This is a genomic window from Cellulomonas sp. RIT-PI-Y (assembly GCF_025642745.1).
GTDB lineage: Bacteria > Actinomycetota > Actinomycetes > Actinomycetales > Cellulomonadaceae > Cellulomonas.
The window spans coordinates 24,333-36,496 of record NZ_JANZKP010000034.1 but is presented as its reverse complement, the minus strand read 5'-3'; the positions used below and the strand labels follow the sequence as shown (position 1 = coordinate 36,496).

Sequence of the window (12,164 nt, the reverse complement as noted above, 5' to 3'; positions counted from 1 at the left end):
TCCGGCCCCGAGGTGTCCCACCGGAACCGACCTCTCCGCGACAACACACTCCCGCCACCCACGCACCAGAGCCGATCCCGCCGAGAAGCCACTCTGTGTCGTTGACCGGGCGGTTTGTCCGACGCGACATGGCTTCTCGGCGACGGTAGGGACGCGCGCGGGTGCGCGTCAGTCGTCGCGAGATGTACGGGTCCGGTGGGCGACGAGGGTCGCGAGGCGGCGGGCCTCGGCGTCGGCGAAGGCGCCGTCCGCGCGTTGGATCCCCATCACCGCGAGTGTGTCCCCGTCGGACAGGTCCAGCTGGACCCAGGGGCGGCCCTGGCCGAAGCGGATCGACACGATCGAGGCCCAGCCGACGGTGCGGGTGGTCGCGAGGTTCCGTACCCGCAGGCCGCCGGGCACCGGGGTCGCCCGCACCGTGGCCTGACGCCAGCAGAACCAGACGATCCCGGCCCCGAGCAGCACGAAGCCGGACCGGTCCAGGATCCCGTAACCGCTCAGCCCGGTCCCGGGCAGCAGGAACAGCAGCAGGGCGGTGCCGAGCGTGACCAGGACGGCGAGGGTGCCCGACACCCACCGCGCGGCCCGCGGCCGGAAGACAGCGGTCAGCGCGGCGGGCGAACCCCGGTCCGCACCGCTGCCGTCCGGCCGCTCCGGCCCACCCGTCACCCGTCGCCCCCGGTCCGGATCAGAGTCGGCAGGCGTGGATGGAGGTGACCAGGATCGCGCGCGCGCCCAGGTCGTAGAGCGCGTCCATCACCCGGTTGGTCTCGGCGCGGCGGACCATCGCACGGACCGCGGCCCACTCGCCGTTGTGCAGCGGGGAGACGGTCGGGGACTCCAGACCCGGCGTGATCGCGACGGCCTGGTCCACCAGGGACACCGGCACGTCGTAGTCCATCAGCACGTACTCGCGGGCGGTGAGCACGCCCTGGATCCGGCGGGTCAGCACGTCCAGACCGGCGGGCTCCTCGCCCTCGGCGCGGCGGATCAGCACGGCCTCGGACTTCAGGATCGGATCGCCGAAGACCTCCAGACCGGCGGCACGCAGCGTGGTGCCGGTCTCGACCACGTCCGCGATCACGTCGGCCACGCCGAGCCGGATCGCGGTCTCGACGGCACCGTCCAGCCGGACCACCTCGGCGGGCTCGACACCCTGGCCGCGCAGGTAGTCGGTGACCAGCACCGGGTAGGAGGTGGCGACCCGGCGGCCCGCCACCTGCTGCACGTCGGACAGGGTCCCGGCCTGGGTGGCGAACCGGAAGGTCGAGCGGGCGAAGCCGAGCCGCAGGTGCTCGACGGCCGGCGACTCCGAGTCCAGCAGCAGGTCACGGCCAGTGACGCCCACGTCCACGGTGCCGGTGCCGACGTACACGGCGATGTCACGGGGACGCAGGAAGAAGAACTCGACGCCGTTGTCCGGGTCGGGCAGCACCAGCTCGCGGGAGTCGCGGCGCTGGCGGTAGCCCGCCTCGGACAGCATGGCGGCGGCGGGCTCGGAGAGCGAGCCCTTGTTGGGGACGGCGATCTTCAGCACGGGTGGGGTCCTGTCTCGGGAAGGGGGTGGTGACGATCAGAGGTGGGCGTAGACGTCGTCCAGGGTCAGTCCCTGGGCGACCATGAGCACCTGCAGGTGGTAGAGCAGCTGGGAGATCTCCTCCGCGGTGCGCTCGTCCCCCTCGTGCTCGGCCGCCATCCAGACCTCGGCCGCCTCCTCCACGATCTTCTTGCCGATCGCATGGACCCCGGCGTCCAGCTCCCGCACGGTCCCCGAGCCCTCGGGCCGGGTGATCGCCTTGTCGGACAGCTCTGCGAACAGCGAGTCGAAGGTCTTCACGCGAGCCAGCGTAGACGGTTCGCCGATCACCCCTCGACACCGCCCGCCGCGGTGACCTGTTGCGGCTGGCCCTCTCCACGCGCCCGCCACCAGACCACGAACCCGGTGATCACGACCCCGGCGTAGACCAGGTAGAGCACGGCGGACGGGTAGTAGCCCGCCGACAGCAGCAACGGCACGCCGACCGCGTCCACCGCGATCCAGATCAGCCAGAACTCGATCCAGCCCCGGGCCATGCCGTAGGTCGCCAGGAAGCTCCCGACGAAGATCCACGCGTCCGCCCACGGCCCCCAGGACCCGAGCGCGCGGAACACCAGGGCGAACACCACGGTGCCGATCACGCCGATCAGGCCGATCTGGATCCAGCCGCGCACCCCGGCCCACCGTGGCACGACCGCGGGCGCGGGTCCGCCGTCGACCCCCGAGCGCTGCGCCCGACGCCAGCGCACCCAGCCGTAGACCGCCACCGCCACGAAGAACACCTGCCGGCCGGCCTGGCCGTACAGGTCCCGGTCCTGCGGGGTGTGGAACACCCCGCCCAGGAAGACGGTGAACAGCAGCACGTTCCCGACGATGCCCACCGGCCAGGCCCAGACCTTGCGCCGCATCCCGCCCAGCGCGGAGGCCAGGCCGAACAGGTTCCCGATCACCTCGCGCCAGAGCACCGCGTGCCCGGCGATCACCAGCTGGGCGTCGAACAACCAGGTGAACACGCTCACAGCGCACGCAGCGCGACGACGGTGGCCACCGCGGCCTCGGCGGCCTCCGCGCCCTTGTCCTCGTGGGAGCCGGGAAGCCCGGCACGGTCCAGCGCCTGCGCCTCGTCATCGCAGGTCAGCAGGCCGAAGCCCACCGGCACACCGGTGCTCACCGCCACCTCGGTGAGGCCGGAGGCCGCCGCCTGGCAGACGTAGTCGAAGTGCGGCGTCCCGCCCCGGATCACCACACCCAGCGCCACGACGGCGTCCACCCCGGACCGGGCGGCCCGGGCGGCGGCGACCGGCAGCTCGAAGCTGCCCGGGACCCGGATCACGGTCACCCGGTCGACACCGGCCTCGGTCAGTGCGCGTCGGGCCCCGGCGAGCAGGCCGTCCATCACCGTCGTGTGCCAGCTGGCCGCGATCACCACCACCCGCAGTCCTCGTCCGTCCACGGTCAGGGACGGCGCTCCGGCTCCACTCATCGTTCGGTCTCCTCGTTCAGTCCGGGCAGCAGGTGGCCCATCGCCCGCGCCTTGGTCCGCAGATAGGCCTCGTTCTGGGGGGTGCGGCCCACCTCGATGCCCCGGACGCCGGCGACGTGCACCCCGTGGGCGGTCAGCCCGGCGACCTTGGCCGGGTTGTTGGTCAGCAGCGTGATGTGGTCCGCACCCAGGTCGGCGAGGATCGCGGCGGCGGCGCCGTACTCCCGGCGGTCGGCCGGCCAGCCCAGGTCGAGGTTCGCCTCGACCGTGTCCCGGCCGGTGTCCTGCAGGGCGTAGGCGGCGATCTTGCCGAGCAGCCCGATCCCCCGCCCTTCGTGCCCGCGCAGGTAGATCACCGCACCGCCCTCCGCCGCGGCGGTGGCCAGCGCCTCGTCCAGCTGCGGTCCGCAGTCGCAACGGGTGGAGGCGAAGGCGTCGCCGGTCAGGCATTCGGAGTGCACCCGGACCACCGGCCGCTCGGCCAGTCCCCCGGCGGCGACCAGCGCGGCGTGCTCGGCGCCGGTGCGCAGGTCCCGGTACCCGAGGATCCGGAAGTCCCCGTGCCGGGTCGGCAGGGTGGCCTCCGCGGTGCGGTGCACCCGCGGTGCGAGCTCGGGATCGGCGAGCCCGGGCAGGTCCTCGTGCGCCGTGCGCCAGGCGATCAGGTCGCTGATGGTCAGCACCACCAGGCCCTCCCGCTCGGCCAGCTCCAGGGTGTCCGGCAGTCGCATCATCGTGCCGTCGTCGTGCACCAGCTCGGCGATGGCGGCGACCGGCGCCAGACCGGCGAGCCGGCACAGGTCCACCGCGGCCTCGGTGTGCCCGGCGCGGTGCAGCACGCCCCCCGGCACCGCGCGCAGCGGCAGGACGTGCCCGGGCCGGATCAGGTCGTCGGCACCGCTGCCGGGCTCGGCCAGCACGTGCAGGGTCCGGGTCCGGTCGGCCGCGCTGATCCCGGTGGTGACGCCGGTGGCCGCGTCCACGGTGACCGTGTACGCGGTACGGCGGGGATCCTGGCTGGACGGCACCATCAGCGGCAGCTGCAACGCGTCCGCGCGCTCGGCGGGCATCGGGGCGCACAGGTAGCCGGAGGAGTGCCGGACGGTCCAGGCGACCCACTCCGGCGTCGCCAGCTCCGCGGCCAGGATGACGTCGGCCTCGTTCTCCCGGTCGGGGTTGTCGGCGACCAGCACCGGTCGCCCGGCGCGCAGCGCGTCCAGCGCCTGCTCCACGGTCCCGAGGCTCATCGCCCGGTCTCCAGCAACCGGGCCACGTACTTGGCCAGCACGTCGACCTCCAGGTTCACCGGCGCGCCGACCGCGAGGGTGCCCAGCGTGGTCTCGGCCAGCGTGGTGGGGATCAGCCCGACCTCGAACCAGTCGTCGCCGACCGCGGTGACGGTCAGCGACACCCCGGAGACCGTGATCGCGCCCTTCTCCGCCACGAACCGGGCCAGCTCCCGGTCCAGGCCGACCCGGACCGTGTCCCAGCGCTCGCCGGGGTGGCGGCTCAGCACGGTGCCGACTCCGTCGACGTGGCCCTGCACCACGTGACCGCCCAACCGGGCGTCGGCACGCAACGACCGTTCCAGGTTCACCGGATCCCCGGTGCGCAGCCCGCCCAGCGCGGTCCGGCGCAGCGTCTCCGGCATGACGTCGACGGCGAAGCTGCCGTCCCCCGGCAGGTCGGTCACGGTCAGGCAGACGCCGCTGACCGCGATCGAGTCGCCGTGCCCCGCGTCGGACGCGGCGAGCGGCCCGCGGATCCGCAGACCGCCGTCGCCCGAGGCCAGCACGACGCCGACCTCCTCCACGATCCCGGTGAACATCAGTCCTCCTCCTCGCCGTCGCCCGCCCGGGCGATCAGCAGCACATCCGGCCCGAGCCGGAGCACGTCCTCGGTGCGCAGGCGCACCCCGTCGACCAGGGTGGCGATCCCCAGGTCCTCGACCGCCGACCGCCCCGCACCGAGCAGCACCGGCGCGACATAGGCCAGCACCCGGTCGACCAGCCCGGCCCGCAGGAAGGCCGCCGACACCGTGGGGCCGCCCTCGACCAGCACGTGCCGGACCTCCCGCGCGGCCAGGACGGCGAGTGCGGTCGCGGGATCGTGCCCGGGCACCCGGACCACGTCGCCGCCGGGCTCCGGCAGCGGCGCCTCCCGGTCGCCGAGCACCACCCGCAGCGGCTGACGGGGACCGAGCGCGCCGTCGGCGTCCCGCGCGGTCAGCGACGGCCGGTCGATCAGTGCGGTCCCGGTGCCGACCAGCAGCGCGTCCACCTCCGCGCGCAGGGCGTGCGCATGGGCCCGCGACTCCGGCGAGGTGATCCAGCGGCTGCTGCCGTCCGCGGCGGCCACCCGCCCGTCCAGCGTGGTGGCCAGCTTCAGGGTGACGAACGGGCGTCCCCGCCCCACCGCGACCAGCCACGGCTCCAGCATCCGCCGCACCGCCGCGGTGCCGACCCCGGTGACCACCTCGACCCCGGCGGCGCGCAGCAGCTCCGCACCTCCCCCGGCGACCGGGTTCGGATCGGCGACCGCGATCACCACCCGAGCCACCCCGGCGTCGATCAGCGCCCGGGCGCACGGACCGGTGCGCCCGGTGTGGGCGCACGGCTCCAGGGTCACCACCGCCGTCGCGCCGACGGCGTCCACCCCGGACAGGGCGTCGACCTCCGCGTGGGCGGTGCCCGCTCCGCGGTGCCAGCCCTCGCCGATCACCCGGCCGTCGCGCAGCAGCACGCAGCCCACCCGGGGGTTCGGGCCGGCGGCCGGGACGCGCAACGCCAGTTCCAGGGCGCGAGCCATCGCGGCCTCGTCGGTGCTGAACGTCGTCACCCGTGCCTCCCGGTCGTCCTGGCTCCGGGGTAGGCCGGGCGGGCGCACGGGTGTGCGCAGCCCCGGTGCACACCCCTGCGGGCGCACACCGGCACGACTCCTCCCATCCGGACTTTGACCGTCGGTCCCGGAATTCCACCGGATCAACCGCACCGCCCCGAGTTCCCTCGGTCCGACACGGGTCGCGGACTCTCACCGCCGGCTCGGATTTTCACCGACCCCGGAGCACGTGCTCGTTACTGGGCACCATGGTGCCACAGCCGGCTGAACCTCAGTGCGCGCCCAGTGCGTCGTCCGCCAGGGCCCGCAGCGCGTCGATCTCCGCGGCCACGTCCGCCGCGCCGTACACGGCGGACCCGGCGACCAGCACGTTGGCCCCGGCCTCGGCCACGGTCGCCACCGTCGACCGTGCGACCCCGCCGTCGACCTGGATCCAGGTGTCCAGCCCCTGCTCGGTGATCGACGCCCGCAGCCTGCGCACCTTGGGCAACGTGCCCTCGATGAACGACTGCCCGCCGAAGCCCGGCTCCACGGTCATCACCAGCACCATGTCGAACTCGCCGAGCAGGTCCAGGAACGGCTCCACCGGCGTCGCGGGCCGCAGCGCGACCGACGCCCGCACCCCGGCCGCGCGCAGCTCCCGGGCCAGCTTCACCGGCGCCTGGGTGGCCTCGGCGTGGAAGGTCACCGAGGCGGCACCGGCCTGCGCGTAGTCCAGCGCCCACCGGTCGGCGTCCTCGATCATGAGGTGCACGTCGATCGGTACCGGCGACACCTCGGCGATCCGCTTGACCACGGGCAGGCCGAGGGTCAGGTTCGGCACGAAGTGGTTGTCCATCACGTCCACGTGCGCGTAGTCGGCACGGGCGATCCGATGCAGGTCCCGCTCCAGGTTGGTGAAGTCGGCGGACAGGATGCTGGGGCTGATCAGAGCGCGCATCCCGTCAGCGTAGCGACGCTCAGGCCACCCGGCGCAGCAGGGTCAGGTGCATCGCGTCCGTCCCGTGCACGTGCGGCCACAGCTGCGCGTCCGGTCGCTCCGGCAGCTCCAGGTCCGGAGCGATCCGGTGCAGCGCCGCGGGGGCGTCCAGTGTCTCGACCCCGATCCCGGCCTTCGTCGCGGCACGCACCGCGTCCAGCACCGCCAACCTGGTCTCGGCCAGCACCGGCGAGCAGGTCACGTAGCCGACCACGCCGCCGACGCGGACGGCGCGCAGGGCGCTGGCCAGCAGGTCGCGCTGCAGGGCGGTCAGCGCCGCCAGGTCCGCGGGGGTCCGCCGCCACCGGGACTCGGGCCGTCGGCGCAGGGCGCCCAGTCCGGTGCAGGGGGCGTCCAGCAGCACCCGGTCGTAGCCGCCCGGCTCGTCCGCGCCGATGCTCCGCCCGTCGCCGGTGCGGACCTCCTCGACGGCGTCCGCCGGGACCGCGACCAGCGCCTGCTCGACCAGTCGGGCACGGTGCGGCTGCACCTCGTTGGCGACCAGCCGGGCGCCGCGGGTCGAGGCGAGCGCCGCCAACAGGGCCGCCTTCCCGCCCGGGCCCGCGCAGAGGTCGAGCCACCGGCCGTCCGGCCCGTCGAGCGGCGTCTCGGCCAGGGCCAGCGCCACCAGCTGACTGCCCTCGTCCTGCACCCCGGCGCGACCCGCCCGGATCAGGCGCAGCGCCGCCGGGTCACCGCCCGCCAGGGTGACCGCGGTGGGCGCGTACCGGCCCGGCTCGGCGCCCGGACCGGCCTGATCCAGCAGGTCGTCCCGGTCGGTCAGGCCCGGCCGCGCGACCAGCGTCACCCGCGGAGCGGTGTTGTCCGCGCGCAGCAGCTCGGTCAGCTCGTCGGCGCCGCGGCCGTGGCCGAGCAGCGCCTCGCGCAGGGCCCGGGTCACCCAGGCCGGGTGCGACTCGGTCACGGCCAGCCGGGCCACCGGGTCCTCGCCCGCCGCGTCGCCGATCACGCCGAGCCACTCGCCGGTGTCCCGTTCAGTGATCCGCCGCATGACGGCGTTGGCGAACTGCGCCGCCCCGGCACCGGACCGCTCCCGGACCAGGCCGACCGTCTCCGAGGCTGCTGCGTGAGCCGGCACCCGCATGCCGAGCACCTGGTGCGCGCCCAGCCGCAGCGCGTCCAGCACCGGCGGGTCGATGGACGCCGGGTCCCGCCCGGCCCCCTGCGCGATCACCGCGTCGTAGCGGCCGCGCAGACGCAGGGTGCCGTAGGCCAGCTCGGTGGCGAAGCCCGCGTCCCGGCCGGTGATCCCGCGCTCGCGCAGCAGCGGCGGCAGGACCAGGTTCGCGTACGCGTCGGAGTCGGCCACCGCGCGCAGCACGTCGAAGGCCACCGCGCGGGCCGGGTCGGTGTTCCGGCGGCGCTGGGACGGCGCGGCGGCGGTGCGCTGCCGGGGACCGCGACGCCCGCCGCCCTGAGCACGCCGGTCGTCCTGCCCGCCGCGACCGCCGCGCCCGAGTCCACCCTGGCCCGATCCGGCCTGATCGGATCCGCGGTGCCCGGGTCCGCCCTGACTCGATCCGCCCGGAGCTCCCCCGCCGCTCATGCCTGCGCCCCCACGCCGGCGTCGTCGCCGGACCCGGCCGCGGCATCCGCGCGGTCCGTCGACCCGAGCAGCACCGGCTCCGTCAGCCGTGCCCCGCGCGCCCAGTCGGCGGCGTCCATCGTCTTCTTGCCCGCCGGGCGGACCTCACCGAGCCGCACCGCGTGCGACGCCGTACCGACCAGCACGTCCCGGCGTCCGACCCGCAGCTCCCCCGGCGCCAGGTCGACGACCTCCGGCGCGAGGGCGACCGGTCCGAGCCCGAGCCGCGCACCGTCGGGCAGGCTGGTCCAGGCGCCGGGGGCAGGGGTGCAGCCACGGATCCGCCGGTCCACGGCCAGTGCCGGATGGGTCCAGCGCACCCGGGCGTCCTCGACCGTGAGGGACGGCGCGAGGCTGATGCCGTCGGTCGGCTGTGGCACCGGGGTCAGGATGCCCTCCTCCAGCGCGTCCAGGGTGCGGACCAACAGCTCCGCCCCGGCGACCGACAGCCGTTCCAGCAGGTCACCGGCGGTGTCCCGCTGCCGGATGGTCTCGGTCAGGGTGCCGAACACCGGACCGGTGTCCAGCCCCTTCTCCAGCAGGAAGGTGCTCGCGCCGGTGACCTCGTCCCCGGCCATCACGGCGTACTGCACCGGTGCCGCGCCGCGCCAGGCGGGCAGGACGGAGAAGTGCAGGTTGATCCAGCCGTGCGCGGGCAGGGACAGCAGCTCGGCCGGCACCAGGGCGCCGTAGGCGACCACCGGCACCGCGTCCGGCGCGAGCTCGCGCAGCCGGGCCTGGAAGTCGAGCTCGCGCGGGCTGGCCGGGGTGAGCACCTCGATGCCCTCCGCGACGGCGCGCTCGGCGACCGGGCTGGGTCGCAACGACCGGCCCCGGCCGGCACGGGCGGCGGGTCGGGTGATCACGGCCACCACCTCGTGCCGCGAGGCGAGCAGGGCTTCCAGGGACGGAAGCGCCACCGCGGGCGTTCCGGCGAAGATCAGGCGCACCGGACGATCCTAGGGCGCGTCGGACCCGTCGGCCGCACCGGGCAGCAGTCCACGGGCCACCAGTGCCCCGCGCAACGCGCCCGCGTCGCTGAACAGCACCGCGTCGTAGCCCGCGCCCGCGGCCGCCTCGACGTTCCGGGGGCTGTCGTCGACGAACACGGTCGAGGCCGGACGCAGCCCGAATCGCTGCGCGGCCAGCGCGAAGATCCGCGGATCGGGCTTCACCAGGCCTTCTCGCCCGGACACCACCACCTCCGCCAGCCGGCCGATCGCGGGTGCGGCGGGCACCGCGTGGTGGAAGGTCTCCGCCGACCAGTTGGTCAAGCCGTACACCCTCACCCCCGCGGCGATCAGTTCCTCGACCACGGCGGCCGACCCGGGCACCGGTCCCGGCAGCGCGCGGTCGAAGTGCGTCACGTAGTGGTCGAGCATCGCGCGGTGACCGGGATCGGCGATCGTCTCCCGGGCCTGGGCCCAAGGCCGGCCGGCGTCCTGCGCCAGGTTCAGCGCCGGGAAGTCGACCGCCCTCAGGAACTCGTCCACCTCCGTCTCCGACCAGTTCCCGGCGAAGGCGGCGCGCGGGTCCCAGCGCACCAGCACGTTGCCCAGGTCGAACAGCACCGCCGTCACAGCATCTCCCGTGGATCGAGTCGTACCCGCACCGCCCCCAGCTCACGACGGGCACTGCGCACCGCCATCGAGGCTCCCAGCGCCCGCGCCAGCTCGCGACCCGCGCCGACCGGCACCCGGACCAGGGCCCGGACCACGACCTCGTCCTCCGACCCGGCGAGCGTGAGCTGCACCGGCCCCTCCGCCAGGGGCTCCGGCGCGTCCTGCACCGGCACCGGCCCGAGCACATCCCCCCCGGTGGGCAGCGGCACCCGGCCGAGCACCTGACGCACCGCACCCCGTTCGCCGACGAGCTCGGCCACCCGCACCGCCGGGGGCAGCCCGACCTCGGACCGTTCCTCCAGCTCCCGGGCCGCGAGCCCCGCCGGATCCCAGCGCACCAGGGCCTGGGTCGGTCGCTCCGCGCCGTCACCGACCAGGAGCACCTGGCCGTCGGACCGCACCAGGGCGGCGGCGGCCAGCCAGCGCCGCAGCGCCTCCTCGGTGGCCCGCAGCGAGGTCGACCCGGTGCTCACCGCGGCGTCCAGCAGCACCGCCGCCGCGTACCCGCCGACCGCGACCGGTTCGGCGCCGATGGTGCAGACCACCAGGGCGGGCCGGCCCGGGACCTCGGCCAGCACACCGGTGGCCGACCTTGCCCCCGAGGTCCGGACCGTCACACCGGGAAAGGCCCGGCCCAGTTCCTCCGCGGTGCGGTCCGAACCGACCGACACCGAGCGGAACGCCCCGTGCCCGCAGTGGTCGCACCGCCAGTCGGTGGCCAGCCGCCCGCACCACCCGCACTGGGCGGTCGCCTGGGCCGCGCCGAGCTGCAGCGGCCCGTGGCAGGCGGTGCAGCGCGCGACCGAGCGACAGCGGGCGCAGGCCACGGCGGGCAGATACCCGGCCCGTGGCACCTGGACCAGCACCGGACCGTCGGCCAGGCGCTCGCGGATCGTCCGCCAGGCGGGAGCGGGCAGCCGGGCGGCGGCCGCCGGGCCCTCGCGGGCCAGTTCCACGCTGGTCAGCGCCCGCACCCGGGGCGTGCGCCGGCGCACCTCGGCCCGGTCGGCGGCCACCTCACGCACCCAGCCCGACGCGACCAGTGCCTGCGTCTCCACCGACCGGCCGTGCGCGGCCAGCAGCAGTCCGGCCTCCTCCAGCTCGGCGCGCAGCCCCAGCACCTCCCGGACGTGCGGGTACGGAGCACGCGGCTCCGCGTGCAGGTCGTCCCCGTCGTCCCAGCACACCGCCAGGCCCAGGTCCCGCACCGGCGCGAAGGCCGCCGCGCGGGTGCCGACGACCACCCGGGCCAGTCCACGCAACACCGCGAGGAACGCACGGTACCGCCGGGAGGGCCCCTCGTCGGCCATCAGGCGGACGTAGGTGCTGTCCGGCCGCGTCGGGTCCCAGGCGGGGACGCCGGCGGCGTCCAGCGCGGCGCACACCCGGTCGACATCCCGCGCGTCCGGCACCACGACCAGCGCGCCCCGACCACTGACCAGTGTCGCGACGACGGCCTCGGCGATCGCCTCCGCCCAGCTCTCACCGGCCGGGCCCGGCAGCGCGACCCAGGCGGCACGGGGCGAACCGCCCGCGCTCAGGTGGCTGAGGAACGCGGGGCCGCCGCGGTAGGGCGTCCAGGCGACCGCGGTCGGCCGGGGGTCGGCGGGCTCGACGTCCGCGCCGACGGACCGGGGCACCTCCCCCTCGGTCCGGGCGTGCCGGGGCGGCACCGCGAGGCGGAGCACGTCCGGCAGGGTGCCCGCGTAGTGGTCCGCCACCGCGCGGGCCAACCGGCCGACGGCGGGGGTCAGCACCGGCTCGGCGGACACCACCCGGCGCAGCGGGGTGAGCGCGCCGTCGTGCTCGGGTTCGGCGACCCGCTCCAGCAGGTAGCCGTCCACGTCCTGGCCGCCGAACCGGACCTTCACCCGGACCCCGGGCGTCGCCGCGGCGTCCAGCGTGGCCGGGACCAGGTACTCGAAGCTCCGGTCCAGGTGCGGCGGTGACAGTTCCACCGCCACCCGCGCCACCGGCAGCTCCGCCGCGGCCTCGACCTCGACGTCCCGGGCCCGGGCACGGCGACGCGGCTGCGGAGCCGACAGGCCGGCGAGGGTGGGTTGCTCCACCCGAGGGCCGTCGCTCACGCAGCCGCGCTC

The 12,164-nt window shown here is 75.6% G+C and carries 13 protein-coding genes and 1 riboswitch; all 13 genes read right to left on the bottom strand.

All coding sequences use genetic code 11. From position 1 onward, the window contains the following. Positions 1-168: 168 nt before the first annotated feature. On the bottom strand, positions 169-669 hold the full coding sequence (locus OGL89_RS11550; RefSeq protein ID WP_263120287.1) for a PH domain-containing protein: 501 nt from the start codon (positions 667-669) through the stop codon (positions 169-171). Between the two features lie 19 nt (positions 670-688). After that, positions 689-1,537 carry an ATP phosphoribosyltransferase gene (gene hisG / locus OGL89_RS11545; RefSeq protein WP_263120285.1) on the bottom strand — a complete coding sequence of 283 codons (849 nt, stop codon included), beginning with the start codon at positions 1,535-1,537 and terminating at the stop codon, positions 689-691. Positions 1,538-1,573: 36 nt separating this feature from the next. Next, positions 1,574-1,837, bottom strand: coding sequence for a phosphoribosyl-ATP diphosphatase (locus OGL89_RS11540; RefSeq protein WP_169165429.1), 264 nt, complete (start codon positions 1,835-1,837; stop codon positions 1,574-1,576). A 26-nt stretch (positions 1,838-1,863) separates the two neighbouring features. Beyond that, positions 1,864-2,556 (bottom strand): nicotinamide riboside transporter PnuC, encoded by a 693-nt coding sequence (pnuC, locus tag OGL89_RS11535; RefSeq protein WP_263120283.1) that lies wholly within the window; start codon positions 2,554-2,556, stop codon positions 1,864-1,866. Continuing rightward, a complete protein-coding gene (gene ribH / locus OGL89_RS11530; RefSeq protein WP_263120281.1) occupies positions 2,553-3,020 on the bottom strand; it encodes a 6,7-dimethyl-8-ribityllumazine synthase in 468 nt (155 codons plus the stop codon). The genes pnuC and ribH overlap by 4 nt, the downstream gene beginning before the upstream one ends. Further along, complete coding sequence (gene ribB / locus OGL89_RS11525; RefSeq protein ID WP_263120280.1) at positions 3,017-4,267, bottom strand: 3,4-dihydroxy-2-butanone-4-phosphate synthase; 1,251 nt, start codon at positions 4,265-4,267, stop codon at positions 3,017-3,019. Before ribB ends, ribH begins: the two co-directional genes overlap by 4 nt. Then, a complete protein-coding gene (locus tag OGL89_RS11520) occupies positions 4,264-4,848 on the bottom strand; it encodes a riboflavin synthase (RefSeq protein ID WP_263120278.1) in 585 nt (194 codons plus the stop codon). Before OGL89_RS11520 ends, ribB begins: the two co-directional genes overlap by 4 nt. Continuing rightward, the gene (ribD, locus tag OGL89_RS11515; protein WP_263120277.1) at positions 4,848-5,858 is read right to left on the bottom strand and encodes a bifunctional diaminohydroxyphosphoribosylaminopyrimidine deaminase/5-amino-6-(5-phosphoribosylamino)uracil reductase RibD; all 1,011 of its coding nucleotides are present in this window, start codon (positions 5,856-5,858) and stop codon (positions 4,848-4,850) included. Before ribD ends, OGL89_RS11520 begins: the two co-directional genes overlap by 1 nt. 91 nt (positions 5,859-5,949) lie before the next feature. Next, positions 5,950-6,091: riboswitch (FMN riboswitch) on the bottom strand. Between the two features lie 38 nt (positions 6,092-6,129). Then, positions 6,130-6,798: a ribulose-phosphate 3-epimerase gene (gene rpe / locus OGL89_RS11510; protein WP_263120276.1), complete on the bottom strand. Its 669-nt coding sequence runs from the start codon at positions 6,796-6,798 to the stop codon at positions 6,130-6,132. Between the two features lie 19 nt (positions 6,799-6,817). Further along, positions 6,818-8,404 carry a transcription antitermination factor NusB gene (locus tag OGL89_RS11505; protein ID WP_263120275.1) on the bottom strand — a complete coding sequence of 529 codons (1,587 nt, stop codon included), beginning with the start codon at positions 8,402-8,404 and terminating at the stop codon, positions 6,818-6,820. Then, positions 8,401-9,393: a methionyl-tRNA formyltransferase gene (fmt, locus tag OGL89_RS11500; RefSeq protein WP_263120273.1), complete on the bottom strand. Its 993-nt coding sequence runs from the start codon at positions 9,391-9,393 to the stop codon at positions 8,401-8,403. The genes OGL89_RS11505 and fmt overlap by 4 nt, the downstream gene beginning before the upstream one ends. A gap of 9 nt (positions 9,394-9,402) precedes the next feature. Further along, entirely contained in the window at positions 9,403-10,023 is a 621-nt protein-coding gene (locus tag OGL89_RS11495; RefSeq protein ID WP_263120271.1) for an HAD family phosphatase, read from the bottom strand. Next, a complete protein-coding gene (locus tag OGL89_RS11490) occupies positions 10,020-12,152 on the bottom strand; it encodes a primosomal protein N' (RefSeq protein WP_263120270.1) in 2,133 nt (710 codons plus the stop codon). The genes OGL89_RS11495 and OGL89_RS11490 overlap by 4 nt, the downstream gene beginning before the upstream one ends. Positions 12,153-12,164: the final 12 nt, after the last annotated feature.

What these genes read in the sequence shown, in the direction of transcription:
- ribH (WP_263120281.1), bottom strand. Translation starts at nt 3,020, where the DNA reads ATGAGTGGAGCCGGAGCGCCGTCCCTGACCGTGGACGGACGAGGACTG.
- ribB (WP_263120280.1), bottom strand. Translation starts at nt 4,267, where the DNA reads ATGAGCCTCGGGACCGTGGAGCAGGCGCTGGACGCGCTGCGCGCCGGG.
- OGL89_RS11520 (WP_263120278.1), bottom strand. Translation starts at nt 4,848, where the DNA reads ATGTTCACCGGGATCGTGGAGGAGGTCGGCGTCGTGCTGGCCTCGGGC.
- rpe (WP_263120276.1), bottom strand. Translation starts at nt 6,798, where the DNA reads ATGCGCGCTCTGATCAGCCCCAGCATCCTGTCCGCCGACTTCACCAAC.
- OGL89_RS11505 (WP_263120275.1), bottom strand. Translation starts at nt 8,404, where the DNA reads ATGAGCGGCGGGGGAGCTCCGGGCGGATCGAGTCAGGGCGGACCCGGG.